Origin of the sequence: Psychrobacter sp. NPDC078409, from assembly GCF_050268505.1 — a bacterium.
In the GTDB taxonomy this organism is placed as follows: domain Bacteria; phylum Pseudomonadota; class Gammaproteobacteria; order Pseudomonadales; family Moraxellaceae; genus Psychrobacter.
In genome coordinates this window covers 729,371-753,907 of the sequence record NZ_JBNNGW010000001.1, presented here as the reverse complement: position 1 = coordinate 753,907, position 24,537 = coordinate 729,371, and the positions used below count along the sequence as shown (strand labels likewise).

Sequence of the window (24,537 nt, the reverse complement as noted above, 5' to 3'; positions counted from 1 at the left end):
CATCATGCATTATGTGCTCATATTTAATATAATAGAGCGCAAAACAGCTTCTGCTAAATAATAATTTTAATTTAGCAAACAACGTGTTTTGGTTATTTAGTATAGATAACTTAATAATTACGACAAAAATTGTTACAATAGCTGTTAGTAGTACCACAAATATCGCTAAGAAATATATAAGCCGCAAGATGCTGTAATCAGACGATTTGGCAATATCACTTGCGGCTTTGTGACATGTTGAAGGATGTGTTTTCCCTTTCGCTCTAGTCGGTTTAAGACCTTCTAACCACATGTTATATATTTTCTATTGCTACTTTATTAGATGCCGTAACAAGCACTGTGAGTAGCAGCGCAATATTATCAACCTCATATAATTTTCATCAGCTTACGCAGGACGTACTAACGTATGGGTATTAGCAGCAGTTCTACAGAGTCAATCAAGCCAGTTGGCTCTATGAGAATAAATCTATTTTTTGCCATTTTACTGATTGCGATGACTTCCTACTTTTTGTGGTGGGGTTTAGATTACACCATGCGTCAGCAAACGACGCTATTCATCGTGGCGACCGCTTTTGGTGTCTTTATGGCATTCAATATCGGTGGTAACGATGTCGCCAACTCCTTTGGTACTTCGGTGGGTGCAGGGACGTTGACTATCCCGCAAGCATTGGGTATTGCCGCGATATTTGAAGTATCGGGAGCAGTTCTTGCAGGCGGGGAGGTTACTGATACGATTCGAAGCGGCATCGTCGATCTAGATGGTTTATCAGTGACGCCCAATCAGTTCATTTATGTCATGCTCTCCGCATTGGTTGCAGCAGCATTTTGGCTGTTATTTGCGACCAAAAAAGGTCTGCCCGTTTCGACCACTCACTCCATTATTGGCGGTGTGATTGGTAGCTCCATTGTTTTAGGTATCACGTTAGGTGGTACGGACATGGCGCTATCAACGGTAGACTGGGGAACGGTTGGAACTATCGCTATTTCTTGGGTGCTGTCACCGCTACTAGGTGGCGTGTTGTCTTATCTTTTATATGGACAAATCAAGAAAAATATCATTGAATATAATGATAAAACTGAAGCTTATATTGCTACGCTAAAAGGCAATAAAAAAGTCTTAAAGCAAAACCACAAAGAGTTTTTGGATGGTTTGACAGAGTCTGAGCAATTGGCCTATACGTCAGCGATGCTACGTGATCAGGAAATCTATAAAGATGATGATTGTAACGTTGAAGATCTAGAAACTGATTACTACAAAAAGCTTTATGATATTGAGAATGAGCGCAGTAGCCTTGATACTCTAAAAGCACTTAAGCAGTGGGTACCTATCATTGCTGCCGCAGGTGGTGCGGTGATGACTTCTCTAGTCGTCTTTAAAGGTCTTAAAAATGTTAATAGCGGCCTGACCACACTGCAGGGCTTCTTGATTATGGGTATGATAGCGGCGCTAGTATGGTTAGCGACTTATATCTATACCAAGAGTATCCGCGGTAAGCATAAAGAAGATTTGACCAAAGCGACATTCATTATGTTTAGCTGGATGCAAGTCTTTACCGCGTCAGCTTTTGCCTTTAGTCATGGTTCAAACGATATCGCCAACGCGGTTGGTCCTTTTGCCGCCATTATGGATGTGATTCGTACCAATAGTATCGCTACTGAAGCTGCTGTACCACCTGCTGTCATGCTGACTTTTGGTGTGGCACTAATCGTTGGTCTTTGGTTCATTGGTAAAGAAGTGATTCAAACCGTTGGTACCAATTTAGCGAAAATGCATCCAGCTTCAGGCTTCTCAGCTGAGCTGGCTGCTGCTGCTGTTGTAATGGGCGCATCGACAATGGGTCTGCCTGTATCAAGTACTCACACGCTAGTAGGTGCGGTACTGGGTATCGGTATCGTCAACAGAGATACGAACTGGAAGCTTATGAAACCAATTGGATTGGCTTGGATTGTGACGCTGCCTGCAGCGGCTACTATGTCTGCTATCAGCTATCTTGTATTGAGCAATATTTTTTAATATGTTGTTTTTATCAGTGAATTATCATAATTGAGTTTTAATAACTAGGGCGTGTCTTCATTTCAAAAATGGTGGTAAAAATGAGATAAATTGCCGTCAAACAAGAAAAATAGCGCAGATAATATCGGGATATTAACCAGCTATTTGACGATGTTTGGCAAGATTTAGCCATTTTTAGCCCATTTAGATGACTATCGGGTGAATTGAAGACACGCCCTAGGTTCAACGCAATAAAAAACGCTTATCAGCATCATGCCGATAAGCGTTTTTTAATGATATATAACGATTTACTCGGTACCAAACTGCTTACGTTTTTTGGCAAAAAATCTGTCCAATCTATCCATCGCATTTTCTAGGTCAAGCAAGTTAGGTAAGAACACCAGACGGAAATGATCTGGTCTATCCCAGTTAAACCCAGTACCTTGAACCATCAGTACGTTTTCTTCAACGAGCAAGTCCATCATAAAATCCATATCATCGGTGATAGGATAGACCTCTGGATCCATTTTTGGAAAACAGTAAAACGCGCCTTGAGGCATGGTACAAGAAATACCTTTAATAGCATTAAGACGTGAGACTGCCATTTCACGTTGCTTATATAGACGACCCTTTTCAGAAGTCAGGTCTTGCATGCTCTGATGCCCACCCATCGCTGTTTGAATAGCATACTGTCCTTGCACGTTAGAACAAAGACGCATAGATGCGAGCATATCTAAGCCTTCAATAAAGTCAGCTGCGTGCTGTTTGCGGCCTGATACCATCATCCAACCTGAGCGAAATCCTGCGATACGATGTGACTTTGACAAGCCATTGTAAGAGAGCACCAGCACGTCGTCAGTTAGGGTGCTCATCGGCGTATGTACATTATCATCATAGAGAATGCGATCGTAAATTTCATCAGCCATGATGATTAAATCATGCTCTTTGGCGACTTCAATAATTTGCTTTAATAGCTCATCACTATAAAGTGAACCTGTCGGGTTATTTGGGTTAATAACCACGATGCCCTTTGTTTTGCTCGTGATTTTAGACTTAATGTCTTCAATATCAGGATGCCAGTTGTCTTCTTCATTGCAGCGATAGTGCACAGCAGTACCACCAGCGAGGTTGGCTGCTGCAGTCCAAAGCGGGTAGTCTGGCATTGGAATTAGGACTTCATCGCCATCGTTCATCAATGCCTGCATGGTCATGACGATAAGCTCAGAAACCCCATTGCCCAAATACACATCACGTACGTCAACAGCCGACAGTAACCCCTTTGATTGGTAATATTGCAAAATGGCTTTACGTGCTGAGAAAATCCCCTGCGAGTCTGAATAGCCAGTCGCCTCAGATAAGTTCATAGCGACATCGCGCAAAATTTCATGCGGGGCTTCTAAACCAAAAGGCGCTGGATTTCCCACGTTTAGTTTCAATATGCGTTTGCCTTCTGCTTCCATCTTATTAGCAGTCTGCAATAGAGGACCACGAATGTCATAGCAAACGTTTTGTAATTTGTCAGATTTTTTTATAGTGTTCATAGCATGACCGTTTTTCGGATTGGTTGTCGAATTGGTTTTTGAGTCTTTACCAGCAGTAGAAGTTAGCGTGGACTGAGCATCAGTTGTCTTAATACCTGACTGTGTGTGTGAACTCGTATCTAGCTTTTGATGTTCACTGCGCTCTATAGGTGATGGTGACTCGTCTGCATCAATAGCCTTATTGTTGAGGTCGCCGCGCAACAGATATCCTTCACTACAGCCCAAAATACGTGCGAGTGTAGGCAGCTTGGATGAGACGATGCCATTGGTACCGCGTTCCCAGTTTGAGATAGCACCACGGCTCACTTTTGCACCAGCGGCTGTCATGGCCTTTGCTAGCTGCTCAGCAGTAAATCCTTTGTCACGGCGTAACTGTACCAGTCGTTCCGCTTGCGTACTTTTGCTATTGTCGTCAGACATTGTTGTTTGAGCCTTTGTTAATCAGTAAATATTCAGTGTAGAGATATATTAAACATTTTAGTCAAACACTAATGCAAGATATTATTGCATTGATAGTTAATTTGCAAATGATTTTACAATCAGCTTTATTAGTATTTGCAAGTATATCTTGCAATTAACGTTTGGTTTATGTTCATACGGCTCTAAATCTCTTATATAGACTATAAAAGGTATAGATATCAAAATTACATCTTTACCCATTATTATCTAAAATTAGTTTGCTATATTTGACTCAGTTAATCTCGTCAATCATGCTATCTATCTCACAATATAAAGATTACTTTGCTTATATATGCCTTGAATAGTGCATCGATAACCAACAGATAGAGCACGTCGTTCTCATAATCATATGGCGATAAAATAGTTACCGAGATTAGATAATAAATACTCGAATAAGGATAAATTATGCAAGACAATCAACTAAGCAAAGAAGAAATCAGCCAGTTGACTGAAGCTGACTGGAAAGAGCGTTTAACCGCTGATGAGTATCATATTATGCGTGAGAAGGGCACTGAACGCCCATTTACAGGTGTATATAATGATGCGACCGATGATGGCGTTTACCGTTGTAAAGGCTGCGGTGCAAGCTTGTTTGACTCAAGTAATAAATTTGATGCGAGCTGTGGTTGGCCAAGTTTTGATCAAGGTATCGATAACAGCGCGATTGAAGAGCACGTCGATAACTCGCTAGGCATGACTCGTACCGAAGTCACTTGCAGCAACTGTGGCGCACATTTGGGCCATGTATTCCCTGATGGTCCTACTGAGACAACAGGCATGCGTTATTGCATCAACTCAGTATCTATTGATTTAGATAAGTCTGAGAAGTAAGTAGTCTAAGTAGTATTAGAAACGTGAAAGGGAAGTACAAGGTGCTTCCTTTTCAATAGTTTTATTATGTGTATGATAGAAAAAGAAGTAGTGCATAGACACTCAAAACAATAAAAACCTCAATTTAAGGATAAATGATGAGTACAATTTATGATTTTACGGCTGAGCGCATGGATGGTAGCTCGCAAGCGTTTTCAGATTACCAAGATAAAGTATTATTAATCGTCAATACTGCAAGCAAATGTGGATTTACGCCGCAGTTTGAAGGCTTAGAGTCGCTATATCAACAATATAAAGATCAAGGACTGGTCATCGTCGGCTTTCCTTGTAATCAATTTGGTAGCCAAGACCCAGGTAGCAACGATGAGATTGGCGCGTTTTGCCAAAAGAATTATGGTGTTAGCTTTCCGATGATGGCAAAGACTGATGTCAATGGCGCAGATGCTCATCCTATCTATCAATGGCTCAAAGAACAAAAGGGTGGTGTGCTGACAGATGGTATCAAGTGGAATTTCACCAAGTTCCTAGTCGATAGTAAAGGTCAGGTGATTGACCGCTATGCACCAACGACCAAGCCAGAAGCCATCAAAAACGACATCGAGCAAGCACTGGCTAATAAATAGGCATTAAATTTAAAAAATATTGATTTTGTATGAAAATATAAAATCAATAAAAACAAATGCTTGCTAGATATTCTAATAAAAATCGAAAAAATATCTAAAAAAGTGGTAAATACTGTTTGACACCCAACAGTAAATCTATATAATACACACCCACAGCAACGGAGCTTAGTGACAAACTTAAGAGCTCAGTTGATGTTGAATAAATTGCCTAGCAATTGTTCGAAGGGTGATTAGCTCAGTTGGTAGAGCGTCTGCCTTACACGCAGAATGTCGGCGGTTCGAATCCGTCATCACCCACCACTTCTTAGCAAGTGGCTAAACAAGCTAAGAGACCTAAGCAGCGGTAGTTCAGTTGGTTAGAATACCGGCCTGTCACGCCGGGGGTCGCGGGTTCGAGTCCCGTCCGCTGCGCCATATTTAAAACGAATTTAAACTGTTAAGTTTAAGCAAGTTTCGCCTCAAGCATTAGATTGTTTGAGGTTTTTTTGTGTCTGTTTTTTATGTATCTATATTTTATGAGTTATAAGTCAGGTAAGCAAGTACAGTAAGAATTAGAATCTAGAGCAATGACTTATATTCACTTAAGTCGTATCAATCAAAGGTCGGCTAAAACGTAAACCCTTCTTTTATATCAGTCTTATATTGAATAAAAGAAGGGTTGTCGTATTTATCTTAGTTACAGCACTTTAAAATGCCTTTGCTTAAAACGCATTATTTAGAATTTATAACACGTTTAGCTCGTTGTGAATTTTAGCTACAAATAAAAGGCTATTCATGCGTTGCTTGCCATGCACCCATTGACCCTAGATAGATATCAATGTGCTCAAAACCTCGACTAGCGAGCCATCCTGCTGCTATCGTTGCCCGAGCACCACTGGCGCACATCAATGTATAGTGGTGACTTTGGTCAAGCTCATGCCAACGCTCGTTCAGGTGTCCAACATAGATATGCTGTGAGCCTTCGATCGCATTAGTATTTCTCTCATCGATATCGCGTACATCGAGCAATGTCCAGTTCTGAGCATTATTAAGGCGACTCTCTACCTCGGTTGTATCGATCATAGGGGTTTGCTGCATCTGCTCCCATTTAGCAGCGGCAGGGACGACACCCACATAGCCACCTATAATATTATCAAAAGCAATACGTACCAAATGCTCCATCGCAGTCGCCAGTTGCTCTTCATCAGAGGCAATCAGTGCCAAGCTTTGTCCTTCTTCAATAAACCATCCAGCAAACGCAGGTAGCATGTTGACAGGTAAGCTCATAGAACCGGGCAGGTGTCCTGACGCATACGCCATTGGTTCACGAATATCGATGAGATGATCAGCATCGCAGTCATTTAGCTGTTTAAGCGAAAGGTTACGCGGACGCATAACGACTGGAGGCGCTTCACCACCTTCCATATTAAGGCGCTCCATCAATCTGAAATAAGGCGGCTGATAATGATTTTCGCTAGTCTTGAAATCAATAAACGTCTCACGATCGGTAATCTGTAAACGTGGGTTGTTGACTCTTTCGTGACCGACGGTAGAGAACTCTCGCTCCGCCATGCCTGATCCACAGACGGAGCCTGCACCATGAGCTGGATAAATAATTGCCTGATCTCCAAGCGCTAAAATGTCTTGTAATGAGTCATAAAGTAAACCTGCAACTTCTCTACGACGATTGGGATAGAAGTCAGTACGACCGACATCACCTACAAAGAGCGCATCCCCAGTAAAAACTCCAACTGCTTCCTTTGGATACGCCGTGTCAAACAGCACATAAGCAAGATGATCATCGGTATGACCAGGCGTTTCTAAGACACGGATTTCTAATTGGCCAATTGAAAAGCAATCACCATTACGTGCGGTCTCAGCGTAGACAACAGGTTGTTCTGGATTGGGTCCATGCAAAACTGTTGCTCCTGTCATTGCAGCCAAGATAGGTGCGCCAGAAACCAAATCTTCATTACGATGTGTCTCAAAAATATGAGTAATCTCAAGCCCTGCTGCGCGCGCCTTTTCTACATATATCGCGCAGTCACGACGTGGGTCAATTACCGCTGCTTGACCACCAGAGCCTACCAAGTAGGATAGGTGCGAAAGTCCAGATGTCTTAATTTTCTCTAGTAGCATGGTCGTTTCCTTATTGTTGTTTTAATCATAATAGTTATTTTAATCAGGTTTATTGGCAGTACAGAGCGAGAGCTACCAGCCAAATCTAGCTTTACTGTTGCATAAGCTTGTATTAAATCTAGCATGAACTTCTAAGTGTCATCAATATACAATAACATATATTAAACTTGTTATTTACATAAGGCCAAACGTAGAAGGCTTTAGGTTGAGAAGATTAAGAAATGCTCACTTTTACCATTAGATTTTTTGGTTTTTTTATCTTTACGCATTTAATTGAAAGGCTAGGTGAGGCAACTTTACAAAGATTGTTTTTTAAGGTTGGTCTGCTCTAAGTTTCTATATAATGATGTTAATCAGTTAGAAAAATTGAGTAATAAAATATGAAGAAAGAATATATTTGGTTATGCGATTCAGTATTAGATTGGTCTGCAACAATAGAGAGCTATAGTTATACGAACGAAGCAGATCATCTGAGAGCATACGATCTTTGGAATCATGCTGACTTAATTTTGACAGGGAATGCAAATGAGTTTAATCGAGTAGATGTTGTTTCTAACTTAAAGCGCTGTCTCAATCAAAGACTAACATTTATAGAACACGTATATTCTCTCAAAAAAATTGCTTTATCTGATTCACCAAAAGGATATCTAGAATATTTAGAGTCTTTAGGCTTAGTTCGACCTTATATGTTAAAACAGATGATGATTATTAGAAATGACATTGAACATAATGATGCTCTACCGCCCAATATTGAGCGTTGTAGAGAATTGTTGGATTTAACTTGGTACTTCTTAAAATCCACGGATAATTTTATTTTTTGGTATAAAAATAATTTTACATTGAGTTCTTTATCAGATGAGAGAGACGAAACTCAATATTGGTTAAATTTTAGTATTGATTTTAAGTTGGATCATGCAATAAAGATTAATGGCTGGATTCCTAAAGTGTTACTCAGCGAGGAGGAAAAGCAGGGCTATACGTTAATTGAGTTAAAGGACTCTGGTTTTAAAAAAACACGCTGGGGAGGAACTGAAAAACATATGGATAAGCTAGATAACGATTTTTGGATAAATGGTAGCGTCAAACCATCAGAGAAAGTCAGACTCAAAGTGGTTAAGCATTGTCTTCACGCGAACATGTAATATATCTACTTGAGCATACGTAGTAATTAGTCTTATATTGGTAAGTATTAGCATCAACTACTTAGAAAATATATTTATCGTCGCATTTTTACTGAGTTTTGATACTTAGAATAAGCGACAAAATTGTTCAAAAAACATTGAATTATTTTAATATGTCTGTATTATTGGACATATGGAAATAACTAATGCTATCGCAAGCTTTGCTGCGCTCTCTCAAGATACTCGTTTAAAGGCTTTTAAGCTGCTAGTCAGCCATGAGCCTGAAGGCCTACCTGCAGGTGAAATAGCCCGTCAGCTCTCTGTTCCTCATAACACAATGTCAGCCCACTTATCGGTGCTAGCACGGGCAGGATGGGTGGTTTCACAGCGTCATAGCCGACATATTATCTATCGTGCTTCGCTATCACATATGGATAACGTCATTCAGTTTCTGTTGCAAGATTGCTGTGCGGGACATCCAGAATTATGTGCGTCACTCATGGATAGTTTGAATGGTTGCAGAGTAAATGAGTCTGCTGAGCAAGGTAACGATTAAACCAATTATCAATTCAATAAATACATAAAATAGGTATAAACACTATGAAGCCATTAATCTTTCATAATCCTAAATGCGGAACCTCTCGTAACACGCTTGCCATTATTAAAGCATCAGGTGAAGAGCCAGAAGTAGTGGAATACCTGAAAAATACACCAACGCGCGATCGTTTAGTGGAGCTGTTGGCACAAATGCAGATTTCGCCTAGAGAGCTATTAAGAAGCAAAGAAGCTATCAATGATGAGCTTGGTCTAGATAATCCTGAGTTGTCTGACGATCAGATTATCGATGCCATGATTGCACATCCTATTTTAATCAACCGTCCTATCGTGGTGACTGATAAAGGCGCTGCTCTATGCCGTCCTTCTGAACGTGTGTTTGAATTGCTAGCCAATCCAGTAAGTAGCTTCACAAAAGAAGACGGCGAGGTTGTTACTCATGACAAACACTGAGGTTGACCAAACATTAGCAGTTGATCCTACTGTTTCGCCAGAATTTAGCTTAGACGATTTGCTCAATATTGATATAGATAATCTTCAGCCTATCGACATTGATTCTTTGGTTGCGCCAAATGACTCACGTCATCCGCCAAGAATATTAGTGCTATACGGTTCTGTCCGTGCGCGCTCGTTTTCTAGGTTGGCTGCTGAAGAGTCAAGCCGGTTGCTACGTTGGTATGGTTGTGAAGTAAAAATGTTTGATCCATCCGGCTTGCCGTTACCCGACGATGTAGACTCAGACCATCCTAAAGTGCAAGAATTGCGGGAGCTGGCGCAGTGGTCAGAAGGCATGCTGTGGGTGAGTCCAGAGCGTCACGGCAGTATTACCAGTATTATGAAAGCGCAAATCGACTGGATACCGTTATCACTAGGTGGCGTGCGTCCAACGCAAGGTAAAACCCTAGCACTGATGCAAGTCAGCGGTGGTAGTCAGAGCTTTAATACGGTCAATCAGATGCGTATTCTTGGGCGCTGGATGCGGATGATTACTATCCCTAATCAATCTTCGATACCCAAAGCGTTTTTGGAGTTCAACGACGACAATCGCATGGATATGTCTCCCTTATATCTGCGCCTTGTTGACGTCTGTGAGGAGCTAGTGAAGTTTACTTGGCTCACACGTGGACGTTCAGACTATCTCACTGATCGCTATTCAGAACGTGTCGAGAGTGCTGAAGAAGTATCGAGCCGCGTCAATCAAAAATCGATCTAACCTCCTAATCGATCTAATTTCCTATATTAAATCGGCTGAATAAAATCAGCTTAAGTAAGGTTGTACAATGCTTGCATTTGCTATTTTTGTGGTCACTTTAGTCTTAGTTATATGGCAACCTAAAGGATTGGGCATCGGCTGGAGCGCTATGGGTGGTGCCTTAGTCGCATTAGCGCTTGGCGTCGTGCAGTTATCAGATGTGGGTATCGTCTGGGATATTGTTTGGGATGCGACCTTTACTTTTGTGGCGCTGATTATCATTTCGCTTATCTTAGATCGGGCAGGGTTTTTTGGTTGGGCCGCATTGCACGTGGCACGCCTTGGCAATGGGCAAGGGCGCTTATTGTTTCCGATGATTGTCGTGCTCGGCGCCTTTATTTCTGCCTTTTTTGCCAATGATGGTGCTGCGCTACTACTGACCCCGATTGTCATCGCTATCTTGCTACGTCTGAAATTTTCGCCACCATCAGCGCTGGCATTTATCATAGCGACTGGTTTTATCGCTGATACGGCAAGCCTGCCATTGGTCACCTCAAATTTAGTCAATATCGTCAGTGCCAATTATTTTGATATTGGCTTTGGTCGTTATGCGGCGGTGATGGTGCCAGTCAATATCGTGTCTGTATTAGCGACGCTACTGGTGTTGTGGGTTGTCTATGCACGTCATATTCCAAAAACTTACTCGACTAGCGAGCTCAGCGCTCCAGAGTCTGCTATTACCGATCCATTGGTCTTTCGAGCTGCTTTTCCACTATTAGGTTTGCTACTGGTCGCCTATTTTGCAACAGAGCCGTTGGGGCTGCCTATTTCACTGGTCACGGGCATCGCTGCTGTTGCACTAATGGCAATCGCTGGTCGTATATGGCAAGGGGGGCATGGTGCGGTAGTCTCTGTAAGCGATGTAGTACGTAAAGCACCTTGGCAAATCGTACTATTTTCAATCGGTATGTATCTGGTGGTATATGGTCTGGGTAATGCGGGGCTTACGGCCTATGGTGCGCAAGTACTCAACTGGTTGGGTCAACAAGGCGCAGTCATTGCTACCGTTGGGACTGGGTTTTTATCAGCGATAGTTGCTTCTGTTATGAATAATATGCCAGCGACCCTAGTCGGCGCGCTTGCAATTGATCAAGCACAAGTGCCTGCAGCAACACGAGAGCTGATGATTTATGCCAATGTCATCGGTAATGATTTAGGACCTAAGTTTACGCCGATTGGTAGTCTGGCTACTTTACTATGGTTACATGTCTTAGCAGAAAAGGACTACAAAATTAGCTGGGGACAGTACATAAAGATTGGTCTACTGATCACGCCGCCTGTGTTGTTAGTGACATTGTTAGCATTGGTATTCTGGCTACCACTATTGCCAAGTTAACTGATGAAAAACTTACTACAGTAATATCCGATCGTGACCATGTTGCTTAGTTTTAAGTATCATGGTCAAAATCAAGTATGAGATAAAGTAGTGATTAGCGCTTATCAAATTGGCAAAATAGATAAACAATATTAGGGTCTGTTGAACTTTCAAATATTAGGACTGCTGATCGCGAAAATCGCATCATACTAGGCGTAAACCGACGATAATGTCGAGACCTTAACTAGGCTTGCAACAACGTTTGAGGTGATTTTAGCATCAGCCTTTCAGGACAGGGCTATTTTTTGCCAATACATGGCGAAACTGTCTAACCTAGAACGACTGGGCGTCAAAAATTTCACTGCGTATTGTCTAAAAAATAGTCACTGCCAGTACCACATTTGAATGTTCAACAGACCCTAAATGATACGCATAAAAAAACCCTCATCAAATTGATGAGGGTTTTGGCAAATGCCATAATTGAATCAAAGTTGACTCAAGAAATTTACTACTAAAATGTGGCTCTCCAACCTGGGCTCGAACCAGGGACACACGGATTAACAGTCCGTTGCTCTACCAACTGAGCTATTGGAGAATAGGCTGTAAGTGTTTAATCGCTTACAACGAGCCTTAGAAGTCTCTAACGAGTTCTTGCTAAGTGGGGCGTATTCTAGCAAAGTTAAAAAATACGTCAAGCCTTTTTTTGCATAATTAGTAAAAATTGTCATTTTAATGATGAGATAGTGTGTTTTTCCTAGTTATGCCCAAGACTCGCGTAAAAAAATACGCCCTATAGTGTATAGAGGGCGTATTTTTTATGAACAGCGGTAAGACTCGTTGCTCTTTACGTTTTATTCAGCAATGTCTAAATCAGCCACTGCTTTTTCGATACGCGATAGCGCGTCTTTTAATGTTGCCTCATCAGTAGCGTACGAGATACGCATATAGCCGCCAAGACCGAATGCATCGCCAGGTACAACTGCCACGCCTACTTTGTCCAATAACCATGCTGAGAATTCAGTACATGATGACAGGCCAGCTGCTTTGATGAGCGGTACGATATTTGGGTATACATAGAATGCGCCATCAGGACGCAAGCAAGTAATGCCTTTAATGGCATTTAAACCATCTACGACTAGGTCACAGCGTTTCTCAAAGGCGGCTACCATCGGCTCTAGTACGCTCTGATCACCACTGATAGCGACTTCCGCTGCCACTTGGCTGATTGACGTTGGGCATGAGGTAGATTGTGACTGTACCTTTTTCATCGCGCCGATTAGCTTAGCAGGGCCACCCGCATAGCCGATACGCCAGCCTGTCATTGCATATGCTTTAGACACACCGTTCAAGATGATTGCGCGATCTTTTAGCTCAGGTGCCGCGTTTAAGATATTGTAGAACTTATCACCTGTCCAGCGGATGTGCTCGTACATATCGTCTGAAGCTACATAGACTTGTGGATGTTTTTTCAATACTTCAGCGATGGCCTTTAGCTCATCTAATGTGTAAATCATACCTGTTGGGTTAGATGGGCTGTTTAATACCAATAGTTTAGTCTTGTCAGTGATCGCTTCTTCTAACTGCTCAGGGGTAATTTTGAAGTCTTGCTCCGCTGGGCATTTGACGATGACTGGCACACCTTCTGCGATGATAACCATGTCAGGATAGCTGACCCAGTATGGTGCTGGGATGATGACTTCATCGCCAGGATTGATAAATGCTTGGGCAAGGTTAAAGAATGACTGCTTACCACCGACCGATACTAGGATTTCGTTTGGCTCGTAGCTGATGTCATTGTCGCGCTTAAACTTCTCGATGATGGCTGTTTTTAGCTCTGGCGTACCATCGACAGCCGTATATTTAGTGAAGCCATCATTGATTGCATCGATTGCTGCTTTTTTGATGTGTTCAGGGGTATCAAAATCAGGTTCACCAGCGCCCAAACCGATAATATCTTTACCAGCTGCTTTTAGCTCTTTGGCTTTATTGGTAATCGCTAGCGTAGGTGATGGTTGGATGTTGTTGACGCGGTCAGACAGTTGCAACTCGCTCATGAGAGATCCTTTTTTATATGAGGGTGGGGTTGGTGGAAATCTGATATTAATTATATAACGTTTTCATTGCTATCAGGACAAGATGTCAGATAGTTTAAGGAAAGATAGCGTTATCTTACCGAATACGGCGGTCATTCGACTATAGATGATGGTGATGATGCTTCGGCAAACGACGCGATTGCTAGTTTTTGCATTGTAGCATGCTGATATTGACCTGTCTTACGACGCTAGTAACAGAATATTGTGTCGTTGCTTGTGATAGCAGTATCCTTGTGAAGGTAGTAAACAACACGCTTATATTAAGCTTGAGCCCAGACGATTGCGAAGACACAACAATAAACCTGTAGCCAACCACTATAATTATTTAGATTTGTTAAATAAAATGGCTTATAGCTTAATAAAATGCGCCCAATGATATCTGCGAAGAATAACGATAATTAATAGCTAGTTGCTATCAAAGGTCTAAGGTTTTATTAGGTAATCAGTTTAAGAGCATTAATTCCATATTATGAAAATACTTAAAAAGATAAGAATACTCAAAAAGGATATTTACGATGACAGATTCTACTGAAAAATTACATATTCTCATTACTGGGGCGACGTCGGGCATTGGTAAGCAGTTGGCAAAAGACTATCTGCTAGCAAATCATCATGTATATGCAGTTGGCCGTGACGACGAAGCGTTGGCTGAACTTCAGGCGTTAGGCGCAGAAACGATTGATTTAGACCTCATGGATCGAGAAAAGGTCATCGAAGCTTTTGAAAAAATTGATAATGTCGATTTGGCAATTTGCGGCGCTGGTATGTGCGAGTACTTAGATATGCCGAACTTTGATAGCAGTGTGTTTATGAAAGTCATGTCGGTAAATATGGGTACGTTGTCGCATGCGATCGAAGGGGTATTACCAAAGCTAATTGCCTCAAAAGGTCGCTTGGTCGGTATTGGTTCAGCGTCTGCTTATGTGCCTTTTGCGCGCGCTGAGGCCTATGGTAGCTCAAAGGCAGCTATCCATTATCTAATGAAGACCCTACAGATTAGCCTTGCTCCGCATGATGTGTCAGTTAGCTTAGTCGTGCCTGGTTTTGTTGAGACACCGATGACCAAACAGAATGACTTTCCGATGCCGTTTATCCAGACGCCAGCTCAGGCCAGTCAAGCTATACGTGACGGTATCGAAAGCGGGCATGATGTGATTGAATTTCCAAAAAAACTAACCATGCCTTTAAAAGCCTTAGGTACGTTGCCTGATTTAGTCTGGCAGCAAGTTAGCGAAAAGCTCAATAAAAAATAATCTACTATCCGTAGAACTCTTAATCATCATATCGACAGAAAAATACAGAAGGGAATGCTTTTATGCCGTTTACTCGTTTCAAGCGTGCAAGTAACCAAAAAAATGCTACCAATGCTGCAGCAGATTCTGACCATCAGACTACCCAAAAACGTATTGCTATCATCGGCTCAGGTGTATCAGGACTGACATGCGCCCATTATCTAGGTACGCAACATGATGTGACGGTATTTGAAGCCAATGATTATATCGGCGGGCATGTAAATACGATTGACGTGGCACTACAAGACGGTAAAAAAGCGAAGAGTAGCAATGTAGAGAGTAGTGCGATAGATACAGGATTTATTGTCTTTAATGAGCGCACATACCCGAACTTCTTTCGTTTGCTTCATGAGTTGCAGGTGCCGTTTCAAGCAACGGATATGAGTTTTTCTGTCAAAAATACTGCACGTCATTTTGAATACAATGGTCATACGCTCAACACTTTATTGTCACAACGTAAAAATGTACTTAATCCAAAATTCTGGCAGTTTATCAAAGATATTTTGCAGTTTAATAAGCATATCAAACAGCTACGTCAAGATTACGATAGTGCGCGCTCTCAAGGACAAGATGTCAGTAGCTTTGCAGAACAAACGCTCGGTGGTTATTTGACGCAAAAGAAATACGGTCAGCTATTTACCGATAACTATCTATTGCCAATGGTATCGGCTATATGGTCAACCAGCCTAGATGAAGTGCAAGAATTTCCTTTGGTATTTTTTGCACAGTTCTTTGACAACCACGGGTTGCTGGATGTGGTCAATCGTCCGCAGTGGTTTACGATAAAAGGTGGCTCAAAACAATACGTCAATAAATTGATTCCACGCTTTATCAAAGCGGGTGGCAAGATACGGGTCAATAGCCCAGTACAGTCTGTGGTTCGTGATGGCGAGCAAGTGACTTTGACAGTACAGAATGCTTTGACAGTGCAGGATAAAGGTAACGCTGACAACCGTAGCGAAGAACTTGTATTCGATGAGGTTATTCTTGCTTGTCATGCAGATACCGCACTAAAGATCTTAAAGGATGCGAGCACCGATGAATCTGAAGTATTAGGTCATTTCCGCTTTACCAAAAACACGGCTGTATTGCACACCGATACCAGTGTTCTACCTAAGAAGCCACTGGCATGGGCAAGTTGGAATTACTTAATAGATGAAACAGTTTCAGGCAGTGTTAAGGATAGTGAACAAGCAGCTGAAAACGCACAGATATCTGCAAAGCCAATACTGACTTATCATATGAATATCCTGCAACGACTGACCAAAAAACACAATTATTTGGTCACCTTAAACCCAGCTGTAGACAATAAAAGCATCGATGATAAACAGATCGTTAAGAGCATCGATTATAGTCATCCAGTGTTTGATCTTGCGATGATTGATGCGCAGACCAAATGGTCGAGTATCTCTGGCAACGGTTCACACACGCATTTCTGCGGAGCCTATTGGTTTAATGGCTTTCATGAGGATGGCGTGCGTAGTGGCCTACGCGTCTGTCAGGCGCTTGGTCTTGATATTGATATAAAAGACGAGGTTGATCCAGCTCATTTACCTGATGCTGATAGCGCGCATACGCCGTTTCGTTATAAAGACTTACCTATAAAAGCGGATACCAAATTACGTAGACTGAACAAGCGCGAAGTAACCATAGCGACCACTAATCAGGAACTGGTTGAGTATGCTAATCGTCTGCAGAGTTCAACTGCTGATACGAGCCAATATAAGAAACGTGGCTTATTCGGTCGCCGTAAAACCAAATAATATGACGATTAACGCCATTATGTATTCTAAGTGTTTTGAAAGATTTTCCATACGAAAAGCACACCGTTACACAAGAGACTATTTATGACCACGTCCGCTCAAGATGCCAATGTTACGCCAAATCATGGGTCTTCTTATGATACAAATGCATTGCCGCATCAGCTGTTTGAGGGTACGACATGGCACAGACGGCTGCTACCTAGTGTGAATAAATTCGTCTACCCTTATCGCTATTGGGGCGTCAATATTAGCGCACTGGCGGCAGGGAAGGAACTTCCTGAAATTAACACGGCAGCATTTAATGAGAGTAAGTTTTTAGAAAAATTACCATTACGTAAAGTATTACCGAAAAAGCTGCTAGCAAAAGGTCTACCTCTATTTTCAGCAAAGAAAAAGGCGCTACAACGTTTCTATGCTGATGACTATCTACAGCATATTGATCTACAGAGTAATAATAGCCTAAGCGATGATAGAAAACCTGATAGTAATGGACAGTCTGTTCAAGCACTAGAAAAACGCCTAAGCCGAGCATTCGAGAAATATGCGGGGAGCGCACCTGAAGGCGATATGTTGGGACTGCTTATCTGCCGTAATGCGGGCATGTACTTTAGCCCAGTTAATTTTTACTTGGGGTTTGATGCGCAGCAAACGCCAACTCATCTGTTAGCTGAAGTGTCTAATACGCCATGGGACAAGCGTCATTACTACGGTTTTTTGTTAGAAGGAGAGAATACTGAGCTCTGTCATGACAAGGATTTTCACGTATCACCTTTTAACCCTATCGATCAGCTGTACCGCTGGCAGGTCACGGTAAAGGGTACAAAAATGGATGAGCATCCTAATACTGGCTTACAGGTGCGTATTGCTATCAATATCAGCGATGAGCGCGGTGAAGTTTTAAAAACTGGCATAAAGATATCAGGCGTACCGATGACAGAAGAGGCTGTTCGTCATAGCTTGCGAAAGAACCCTTTGATGAATATGACGTCATTAACCCGTATTTATTGGCATGCGTTTAAGCTCTATGTGATAAAAAAAGTGCCGTATATCAACTACGATGAAAAATTGGCCGACAGTCAACAGAAAAGCGGCCATCAGAAAAGTAGACAGAAGGAAAGCAGCTAGCAGAAAAATACTAGTCAAAAAGACGTTTTGTAGTTACAGCAATTTTCAAATACCAACAATCCAAAAATTTTGTCAATGTAATACTAAAAATGAATCACTAAAAAACAAAGCATTTAAACAAGGATAAATATACGATGCCAGCACGACCGACCGATCGAGCACCAGTCACAAAACTAGAAAAATTAACTGCTCGTGTGAGCAAAGTAGTTAATGAAAGTGCTGTACTACAGCCAGTCAGCAATAGTGTGAATCACTTAGCGAGAAAACTTATCTTTCGTGCGTTACAGCACGTTCAGTTTGGTAGCCTCACGTTGGTTGAAACATTTGACGAACAGGAACCTAAGACAAGTAGTTTTGGTAAAGTAGCTACCAATGAGGCTAGTAGCTCGGCAGTTGGTCGCCATTCGCTACATGTGACGCTACAGATTCATGATCCTGCTGTCTATCGTCAGCTGCTTTTAGGAGGCTCTATCGCGCTAGCAGACAGTTATATCGATGGTGAGTGGGATACGGATGATCTGACAGGTTTGATTCGTTTGGCGGCTCGTAACTTAGCCGTACTCAATAAACTAGAGAATCGTTTTGCAGGTATTAGTAAAGCATTTGAAAAAGCGAAGCATCAGCTGCGTAGCAATGACAAATCTGGCTCCAAATCCAATATCCTAGCCCATTATGATTTGGGCAACGATATGTATGAGCGATTTTTGGACGATACGATGATGTACTCATCGGCAGTCTATCCTACGCCTGACGTGACGCTTAGCGATGCTCAGCAGCACAAACTGTCGCTTATATGCCAACGTTTACAGCTTAGCGCTAATGATAATGTGATTGAAATCGGTACAGGGTGGGGTGGTTTTGCTATCTTTGCGGCCAAGCATTACGGCTGCCATGTGACTACCACGACTATCTCTGATGCTCAGTATGATGAAGCACAGCGACGAGTCGAGGCAGCAGGTCTGTCTGACAAAATCACACTGCTCAAACAAGATTACCGTGAGCTGACAGGTCAATATGACAAGCTAGTCAGTATCGAGATGATTGAAGCGGTGGGCCATGAGTACTTACCGACTTTCTTTGCTAAATGTGATAGCTTGCTCAAGCCGACAGGTCTTATGGTATTGCAGGCCATCACTTTTAATGATCAAAATTATCAAGACTATATCGATTCAGTCGATTTTATCCAAACGCATATTTTCCCAGGTGGTTGTCTGCTCTCAAACCAAGAGCTGACGACCCAATTCACTGAACAGACCGATATGGTCGTCAAACAATTGCATGATTATGGTTTTGATTATGCGTATACGCTACGTGATTGGCGTGCTGCGTTTATGGCGCAGCGTGCAGAGATTCAAGCGCTTGGCTATGACAATACCTTTATCCGCCTATGGGAGTTTTACTTTTGCTATTGCGAAGGTGGCTTTTTGGAGCGCACGATCGGTGTGGTACAAGTCACTGCGGTGAAGCCTAATAATATCGACACGCTGCATTTTTATGATTTGCCATCTGCCGTCTTAAATCATAAAACAGTTTTGAACGATGAGACCACCTTTAGTAAAGAAGATAGAACAGACACAGTATCGGTATAAGTTAGGTGATACAGATATGGTTTGTTTATAACTTTCATAGGGTCTCATACTGTATAGACAGTTTGAGACCCATATGTTGAGAGGTTGTACATTGAAAGGTTGTACATGGAAAAGTTCTACGATGCTTGTAGGGCACGCTTATCACGTAGACCTGAATAGCGTGTGACCGCTAGTGCCATTAAAGAAATAACAGCACCGATCCAAGCCGTGTCTTGTAATGACATATTTTCAACCACGCTACCACCGATGATTGAGCCCAATGCAATACCGATATTAAATGCAGCAATATTCAATCCAGAGGCGACATCGATAGCGTTTGGCGTATATTTTTCAGCTTGTTTGACCACGTAGATTTGTAGGCCTGGTACATTACCAAAGGCGAAAGCACCCCATACCAAAATAGTCAGTACAGCAGCAATCTTAGATTGCATAGTAAAGGTGAACAGTAAAAGAATGACACTTAAGGCGCTAAATATAATGCTAAGCGCACTAATTGGGCCGCGTTTATCTGCAAGTTTTCCGCCCCAGATATTACCAATAGCAACGGACACGCCATATACGAGCATAATAAGACCAATGGCTGATGGCGCAAATTTGGTTTGCTGCTCTAAGATAGGTACTAGGTAGGTAAACGCCGTAAACGTACCGCCATAGCCAAGAATAGTCATGAGATAAACCAGTAGTAATTGTGGTTTTACAATGACTTGTAATTGTTCTTTGAACGTTGCAGGGATAGATTTTTTTAGGTTTTTTGGTACTAATATGGCGCTACCAATTAAAGCGATTAAACCCAGTACTGAGACGACCAAAAACGTAGCGCGCCAACCGAAATGCTGTCCAATCCATGTGCCAAGGGGTACGCCAGTGACAAGCGCCACGGTAAGCCCAGTAAACATAATGGCAATCGCGCTGGCTTCTTTTTCTTTACTAACAAGGCTAGTAGCAATCATGGAACCAATAGAGAAAAACACACCATGCGCCAGACCGGTCAAGATACGTGCGAGTATCAAGGTTTCATAACTGGGTGCTTGCCAAGCCAAAAAGTTACCCATGACAAACAGACCCATTAAGCTCATCAGTACGATTTTGCGGTTCCAGCGGCCAGTGAGTGCGGTAAGTATAGGGGCACCGATGGCAACGCCGACAGCATATAGACTGACGAGTAACCCTGCTGAAGGTAAGCTCACGCCCAGATCAGCGGCAATAGTTGGTACCAATCCAACGATGACAAATTCGGTTGTCCCAATTGCAAATGCGCTTAGAGTAAGCGCCCATAAAGCGAGTGGCATAACGACATCCTAATAATTAAATGATGCACGTAGTTTGACGGATTTATAGTTTGCAAAAAACAGCATAAATGACAAAATACCTTTGTTAATTTTGTAAAGGTAATCATGATGATGGGACATGCTAAAACAGAAGACATAGAGATATTTTTGACGGTAGTAGACACGGGCAGCTTTACTGGCGCTGCCAATTTATTGAATCAGCAAGTAGCTAAGGTATCTCGTGCAGTGTCCAGACTCGAAGATACACTGCAATGCACGCTGCTAAATAGAACGACACGACGCTTGGAGCTGACGGAGGAAGGGCATGTCTTTATTAGATATGCGCGTGAGAGTTTAAATACGTTATATACCGGTGAAGAGGCGATTAAGCTGTTAAAACAAGCGCCGAGTGGGCACTTACGAATTGACGCCGCGAGCCCGTTTGTCTTTCATCAATTGACGCCTCTGGTTGGTGATTTTGTGGCGCAATATCCACACATTACTCTCGACCTTACCTCGCATGACAATATCATCGATTTGCTCGAACATAAGACAGATCTGGCTATCAGAATTGGCGACTTAAAAGACTCAAATCTGCATGCGCGTCTATTGGGTAAAAGTAAGCTGCGGCTAGTAGCCAGTCCTGAATACTTACACCAGCATAATGAAGTGACTCATATTGATAATTTGAATGTTGACGATTTAAGCACTCATAAATTAATTGGCTTTAACGATGCGTCAAAACTAAATAGTTGGCCACTAAAAACTCCAGTTAAACTGAATTTTCATATGACTGGCAGTAGTGGCGAGACCTTACGTCAGCTATGTTTAAATCATCAGGGTATCGCTTTACTGTCACATTTTATGATTGGTGAAGATTTGAAATCTGGACGATTGGTTGAAGTATTGCCCGAGGCGATAGTCAGACCAAACAACCGTGAAGCTATACAGGCGGTCTATTACAAAAACAGTGCCGTATCTTCGCGTATTCTGGCATTTTTAGACTTTATTCAACCACGACTGACATTATAACTTTTATCCGTTTTTATTCATTTTATAAGGGATGACATCATGGGTTACGTTTTTATTTATCTTGCCGCTGTGGTTATCTTTTTGGGTGTCGATGCTGTATGGCTAACGACCATGAAAGGCGCCTTTTATGAGTCGCGTATCGGACATCTATTGGCTGATGAGCCAAACATGATGGCCGCTGGCGTGTTTTATATGTTTTATATATTGGCACTTTGCATCTTGGTTCTATATCCGCAGATCAAAGCTGGCGCATCCGTTGGTCATATCTTCTTACTCGGCGGGCTGATTGGCTTGATGGCTTACGGGACATATGACTTTACCAATTTGGCACTGTATAAAGGCTTTACGCTAGATACAGCGTTGGTTGACTTTGTATGGGGTGGTATTTTGACCGGTTCAGTGAGTGCGATAGTGGCATGGCTTGCGTATCACTTTCATTGGTTGAGCTAGCGCTTATGTCTTGGCCTATATAACGCTGTTTGAATAGTACCAATTTACACAATTTAGACTGTCTAATGACAAAGGGCCGTTTGTGCTATACGGCGACCTGCTGTATAAATGGTAGACATAATAAACAAGTGTCAAATCATTAAGGAATATTATGCCGCAATACAATACCAGCTCCACTGCCAAAAAAGCCCCATTAAACCATGAGCTATACATGTCAGTACTTATGACGCCTGATATGGCGAATTTCATTGGCAATGTACATGGTGGGGATTTGCTCAAGATGCTTGATCAGGTCGCTTATGCTTGTGCCAGTCGCTATAGTGGTAACTATGTGGTGACACTGTCTGTCGATCAAGTGATGTTCCGTGAGCCGATATATGTGGGTGAGTTGGTTACTTTTGCAGCCAGTGTCAATTATGTTGGTAATACTTCAATGGAAGTAGGTATCCGCGTCGAAGCAGAAGATGTACGTGGTCGTACTGTTCGTCATACCAATAGCTGTTACTTTACGATGGTGGCTATTGATGACAACGGTAAACCAACCTCTGCACCACCACTCGATATCAAAAACAAGATGCAGCAGTGTCGATCTGATGCGGCTAAAGAACGAAAGAAGCTGCGTATGGAGAGCTCACATCGTCCTAGTTGCGACTTCGAGGAGATTAACAAGCAGTTTAGCGAGAACGAAGAAAATGCCGAGGTGGAAAAGTAGCCCAAGTTATTCAAAGCTATCTAAAGTTATTTAAAGCTATTTAAAATTTTACAAAGTTATCTAGTTTTATTGAATTAATAATTCATACAACGACTCACTAAAAAGACACTGATATTGTAGAGCGCTTATTTTAAGCTGATGTATGTTTCAAGCCATTCATCTACGGCGAAAAATTCTACTATCAATACCTTATTTCAGTGAGTCTAGCATGAGTCTAAAGCCATCTATTGCTAATCCGCAGCGCCATTTACCAGCCACTCCTAAAGCGCAAACACCTCGTGCACGTGGGGCAGGCAATCCTAAAATTCCAAGTGACCCTGAATTAAAACATACCCTTAATCAAAGCCCTGAAACCAATGATGAGCATTCAGGCTCACTTATCACTGTGTTGATTGCGGTCGGGGCGAATCTGGTTATTGCAATAGCAAAAACTGTTGCCGCCTTTATGACAGGCTCAGCCTCCATGATTGCAGAAGCAGCTCACTCATGGGCAGATGCTGGTAATGGTACATTGCTCATCGTCGCAGAAAAAAAATCCATTAAACCTGCTGACAAAAGCCATCCATTAGGCTATGGCAAAGAGTCTTATGTTTGGTCGATGATTGCTGCCTTTGGTGTGTTTACGGCAGGTTCGATTGTCTCTATTTATACGGGTATCAAAGAATGGAATGCTGCTGAATCTGAGACCAATTACACGATTGGATTTATCGTCTTGGCAGTGGCGTTTGTGCTCGAAGGGATTTCATTGGTTCAGGCATACAGACAAAGTAAAAAACATGGTGAAGCGCTCGATATCAGTGCACTTGGCTATGTCGTAGATACATCTAACCCAACGTTACGCGGTGTATTCTTTGAAGATTTAGCAGCGGTTATCGGCTTGGTGATTGCCGCTGCTGCTATGGGTATGCACGCTTATACGGGCGAACCATATTGGGATGCGTTAGGGTCTATCATCGTCGGTCTATTATTGGGCGTCGTCGCCATATTTTTGATCAGTCGTAACCGAGATTTCTTGGTCGGACATAGAGTCACTGACCGTATGCACGAATATGTTTTAAACGAGCTACTAAATCATCCAGATATCGATAGTGTGTCCTATCTACACCTAGAATGGGTCGGCCCAAAAAAGATATTTATGGTGGCGGCAGTAGATATCGCCGGCAACCAAAAAGAAGAACATATCGCTCAGAAGTTTGAAGAGATTGAAAATTTATTCAGAGGTAACCCAGTCTTTCAAGAGGCTATCTTGACGCTGTCAGAACCTAACGCTGAGCTACTAAGTTTAGAGAATATTTAATCTGGGGTTTGATGAATTGAACATGTAATATGTATGTTTTATCGAATGCTTCTAAGTATTCTTTTTAAATTAACAAAACGCCAAACACAAAAAAGCCGTCAATTATGA

Annotated in this window: 20 protein-coding genes and 3 tRNA genes; 18 read left to right on the top strand and 5 right to left on the bottom strand. The window is 42.1% G+C overall.

Going from position 1 to position 24,537, the window contains the following annotated elements; all coding sequences use genetic code 11:
• Positions 1-406 precede the first annotated feature (406 nt).
• Positions 407-2,014, top strand: coding sequence for an inorganic phosphate transporter (locus ACQKC9_RS02825; protein ID WP_201548837.1), 1,608 nt, complete (start codon positions 407-409; stop codon positions 2,012-2,014).
• A 287-nt stretch (positions 2,015-2,301) separates the two neighbouring features.
• On the opposite strand, the gene ACQKC9_RS02820 is transcribed toward ACQKC9_RS02825, so the two are convergent.
• On the bottom strand, positions 2,302-3,954 hold the full coding sequence (locus ACQKC9_RS02820; protein WP_427620411.1) for an aminotransferase class I/II-fold pyridoxal phosphate-dependent enzyme: 1,653 nt from the start codon (positions 3,952-3,954) through the stop codon (positions 2,302-2,304).
• 444 nt (positions 3,955-4,398) lie between these two features.
• On the opposite strand from ACQKC9_RS02820, the gene msrB reads away from it, so the two are divergent.
• From msrB to ACQKC9_RS02800, 4 genes are all read left to right on the top strand, one after another.
• Positions 4,399-4,824, top strand: coding sequence for a peptide-methionine (R)-S-oxide reductase MsrB (gene msrB / locus ACQKC9_RS02815; RefSeq protein ID WP_057760931.1), 426 nt, complete (start codon positions 4,399-4,401; stop codon positions 4,822-4,824).
• A 137-nt stretch (positions 4,825-4,961) separates the two neighbouring features.
• Positions 4,962-5,447 (top strand): glutathione peroxidase, encoded by a 486-nt coding sequence (locus ACQKC9_RS02810; protein WP_160020834.1) that lies wholly within the window; start codon positions 4,962-4,964, stop codon positions 5,445-5,447.
• Between the two features lie 224 nt (positions 5,448-5,671).
• Positions 5,672-5,747: transfer RNA gene (locus ACQKC9_RS02805), tRNA-Val, on the top strand.
• Between the two features lie 37 nt (positions 5,748-5,784).
• Positions 5,785-5,861: transfer RNA gene (locus ACQKC9_RS02800), tRNA-Asp, on the top strand.
• 354 nt (positions 5,862-6,215) lie between these two features.
• Here the strand turns inward: ACQKC9_RS02800 and ACQKC9_RS02795 are convergent.
• Entirely contained in the window at positions 6,216-7,565 is a 1,350-nt protein-coding gene (locus ACQKC9_RS02795) for an MBL fold metallo-hydrolase (protein ID WP_427620410.1), read from the bottom strand.
• 380 nt (positions 7,566-7,945) lie between these two features.
• Between ACQKC9_RS02795 and ACQKC9_RS02790 the strand changes: the two genes are divergently transcribed.
• The 5 genes from ACQKC9_RS02790 to ACQKC9_RS02770 all read left to right on the top strand — a co-directional run bounded on the left by ACQKC9_RS02790 (position 7,946) and on the right by ACQKC9_RS02770 (position 11,829).
• Positions 7,946-8,707, top strand: a complete 762-nt coding sequence (locus tag ACQKC9_RS02790; RefSeq protein WP_427620409.1) for a hypothetical protein — start codon at positions 7,946-7,948, stop codon at positions 8,705-8,707.
• Positions 8,708-8,879: 172 nt separating this feature from the next.
• The gene (locus ACQKC9_RS02785; protein ID WP_427620408.1) at positions 8,880-9,242 is read left to right on the top strand and encodes an ArsR/SmtB family transcription factor; all 363 of its coding nucleotides are present in this window, start codon (positions 8,880-8,882) and stop codon (positions 9,240-9,242) included.
• Positions 9,243-9,286: 44 nt separating this feature from the next.
• Entirely contained in the window at positions 9,287-9,694 is a 408-nt protein-coding gene (gene arsC, locus ACQKC9_RS02780; RefSeq protein ID WP_057760920.1) for an arsenate reductase (glutaredoxin), read from the top strand.
• Positions 9,681-10,454, top strand: a complete 774-nt coding sequence (arsH, locus tag ACQKC9_RS02775; RefSeq protein ID WP_427620407.1) for an arsenical resistance protein ArsH — start codon at positions 9,681-9,683, stop codon at positions 10,452-10,454. The genes arsC and arsH overlap by 14 nt, the downstream gene beginning before the upstream one ends.
• 67 nt (positions 10,455-10,521) lie before the next feature.
• Positions 10,522-11,829, top strand: coding sequence for an arsenic transporter (locus tag ACQKC9_RS02770; RefSeq protein ID WP_427620406.1), 1,308 nt, complete (start codon positions 10,522-10,524; stop codon positions 11,827-11,829).
• A gap of 498 nt (positions 11,830-12,327) precedes the next feature.
• On the opposite strand, the gene ACQKC9_RS02765 is transcribed toward ACQKC9_RS02770, so the two are convergent.
• A tRNA-Asn gene (locus ACQKC9_RS02765) sits at positions 12,328-12,403 on the bottom strand.
• 256 nt (positions 12,404-12,659) lie between these two features.
• Positions 12,660-13,862 (bottom strand): pyridoxal phosphate-dependent aminotransferase, encoded by a 1,203-nt coding sequence (locus tag ACQKC9_RS02760; RefSeq protein ID WP_347163404.1) that lies wholly within the window; start codon positions 13,860-13,862, stop codon positions 12,660-12,662.
• A 554-nt stretch (positions 13,863-14,416) separates the two neighbouring features.
• On the opposite strand from ACQKC9_RS02760, the gene ACQKC9_RS02755 reads away from it, so the two are divergent.
• The 4 genes from ACQKC9_RS02755 to ACQKC9_RS02740 all read left to right on the top strand — a co-directional run bounded on the left by ACQKC9_RS02755 (position 14,417) and on the right by ACQKC9_RS02740 (position 19,670).
• Entirely contained in the window at positions 14,417-15,154 is a 738-nt protein-coding gene (locus ACQKC9_RS02755) for an SDR family NAD(P)-dependent oxidoreductase (RefSeq protein WP_427620405.1), read from the top strand.
• A 62-nt stretch (positions 15,155-15,216) separates the two neighbouring features.
• Positions 15,217-16,956, top strand: a complete 1,740-nt coding sequence (locus ACQKC9_RS02750) for an NAD(P)/FAD-dependent oxidoreductase (RefSeq protein WP_427620404.1) — start codon at positions 15,217-15,219, stop codon at positions 16,954-16,956.
• 84 nt (positions 16,957-17,040) lie between these two features.
• The gene (locus ACQKC9_RS02745; RefSeq protein ID WP_427620403.1) at positions 17,041-18,081 is read left to right on the top strand and encodes a DUF1365 domain-containing protein; all 1,041 of its coding nucleotides are present in this window, start codon (positions 17,041-17,043) and stop codon (positions 18,079-18,081) included.
• 134 nt (positions 18,082-18,215) lie between these two features.
• Positions 18,216-19,670, top strand: a complete 1,455-nt coding sequence (locus ACQKC9_RS02740; protein ID WP_427620402.1) for a class I SAM-dependent methyltransferase — start codon at positions 18,216-18,218, stop codon at positions 19,668-19,670.
• Between the two features lie 116 nt (positions 19,671-19,786).
• Here the strand turns inward: ACQKC9_RS02740 and ACQKC9_RS02735 are convergent, their stop codons facing one another.
• Entirely contained in the window at positions 19,787-20,959 is a 1,173-nt protein-coding gene (locus ACQKC9_RS02735; protein WP_427620401.1) for an MFS transporter, read from the bottom strand.
• A gap of 108 nt (positions 20,960-21,067) precedes the next feature.
• Between ACQKC9_RS02735 and ACQKC9_RS02730 the strand changes: the two genes are divergently transcribed.
• The 4 genes from ACQKC9_RS02730 to ACQKC9_RS02715 all read left to right on the top strand — a co-directional run bounded on the left by ACQKC9_RS02730 (position 21,068) and on the right by ACQKC9_RS02715 (position 24,429).
• Positions 21,068-21,970: a LysR family transcriptional regulator gene (locus ACQKC9_RS02730; protein WP_057760910.1), complete on the top strand. Its 903-nt coding sequence runs from the start codon at positions 21,068-21,070 to the stop codon at positions 21,968-21,970.
• Between the two features lie 39 nt (positions 21,971-22,009).
• Positions 22,010-22,420: a DUF2177 family protein gene (locus ACQKC9_RS02725; protein WP_427620400.1), complete on the top strand. Its 411-nt coding sequence runs from the start codon at positions 22,010-22,012 to the stop codon at positions 22,418-22,420.
• A 151-nt stretch (positions 22,421-22,571) separates the two neighbouring features.
• The gene (locus ACQKC9_RS02720) at positions 22,572-23,132 is read left to right on the top strand and encodes an acyl-CoA thioesterase (protein ID WP_427620399.1); all 561 of its coding nucleotides are present in this window, start codon (positions 22,572-22,574) and stop codon (positions 23,130-23,132) included.
• Positions 23,133-23,340: 208 nt separating this feature from the next.
• Positions 23,341-24,429, top strand: coding sequence for a cation diffusion facilitator family transporter (locus tag ACQKC9_RS02715; RefSeq protein WP_427620398.1), 1,089 nt, complete (start codon positions 23,341-23,343; stop codon positions 24,427-24,429).
• The last annotated feature ends 108 nt before the right edge of the window (positions 24,430-24,537 follow it).

Bases quoted from the DNA above. Each gene is read 5' to 3' on its own strand.
- ACQKC9_RS02720 (WP_427620399.1), top strand. From the start codon at position 22,572: ATGCCGCAATACAATACCAGCTCCACTGCCAAAAAAGCCCCATTAAAC.
- ACQKC9_RS02715 (WP_427620398.1), top strand. From the start codon at position 23,341: ATGAGTCTAAAGCCATCTATTGCTAATCCGCAGCGCCATTTACCAGCC.
- ACQKC9_RS02740 (WP_427620402.1), top strand. From the start codon at position 18,216: ATGCCAGCACGACCGACCGATCGAGCACCAGTCACAAAACTAGAAAAA.
- ACQKC9_RS02825 (WP_201548837.1), top strand. From the start codon at position 407: ATGGGTATTAGCAGCAGTTCTACAGAGTCAATCAAGCCAGTTGGCTCT.
- ACQKC9_RS02810 (WP_160020834.1), top strand. From the start codon at position 4,962: ATGAGTACAATTTATGATTTTACGGCTGAGCGCATGGATGGTAGCTCG.
- ACQKC9_RS02795 (WP_427620410.1), bottom strand. From the start codon at position 7,565: ATGCTACTAGAGAAAATTAAGACATCTGGACTTTCGCACCTATCCTAC.
- ACQKC9_RS02770 (WP_427620406.1), top strand. From the start codon at position 10,522: ATGCTTGCATTTGCTATTTTTGTGGTCACTTTAGTCTTAGTTATATGG.
- ACQKC9_RS02730 (WP_057760910.1), top strand. From the start codon at position 21,068: ATGATGGGACATGCTAAAACAGAAGACATAGAGATATTTTTGACGGTA.
- ACQKC9_RS02735 (WP_427620401.1), bottom strand. From the start codon at position 20,959: ATGCCACTCGCTTTATGGGCGCTTACTCTAAGCGCATTTGCAATTGGG.
- ACQKC9_RS02725 (WP_427620400.1), top strand. From the start codon at position 22,010: ATGGGTTACGTTTTTATTTATCTTGCCGCTGTGGTTATCTTTTTGGGT.
- msrB (WP_057760931.1), top strand. From the start codon at position 4,399: ATGCAAGACAATCAACTAAGCAAAGAAGAAATCAGCCAGTTGACTGAA.
- ACQKC9_RS02755 (WP_427620405.1), top strand. From the start codon at position 14,417: ATGACAGATTCTACTGAAAAATTACATATTCTCATTACTGGGGCGACG.
- ACQKC9_RS02760 (WP_347163404.1), bottom strand. From the start codon at position 13,862: ATGAGCGAGTTGCAACTGTCTGACCGCGTCAACAACATCCAACCATCA.
- ACQKC9_RS02790 (WP_427620409.1), top strand. From the start codon at position 7,946: ATGAAGAAAGAATATATTTGGTTATGCGATTCAGTATTAGATTGGTCT.
- ACQKC9_RS02785 (WP_427620408.1), top strand. From the start codon at position 8,880: ATGGAAATAACTAATGCTATCGCAAGCTTTGCTGCGCTCTCTCAAGAT.
- arsC (WP_057760920.1), top strand. From the start codon at position 9,287: ATGAAGCCATTAATCTTTCATAATCCTAAATGCGGAACCTCTCGTAAC.
- ACQKC9_RS02750 (WP_427620404.1), top strand. From the start codon at position 15,217: ATGCCGTTTACTCGTTTCAAGCGTGCAAGTAACCAAAAAAATGCTACC.
- ACQKC9_RS02820 (WP_427620411.1), bottom strand. From the start codon at position 3,954: ATGTCTGACGACAATAGCAAAAGTACGCAAGCGGAACGACTGGTACAG.
- arsH (WP_427620407.1), top strand. From the start codon at position 9,681: ATGACAAACACTGAGGTTGACCAAACATTAGCAGTTGATCCTACTGTT.
- ACQKC9_RS02745 (WP_427620403.1), top strand. From the start codon at position 17,041: ATGACCACGTCCGCTCAAGATGCCAATGTTACGCCAAATCATGGGTCT.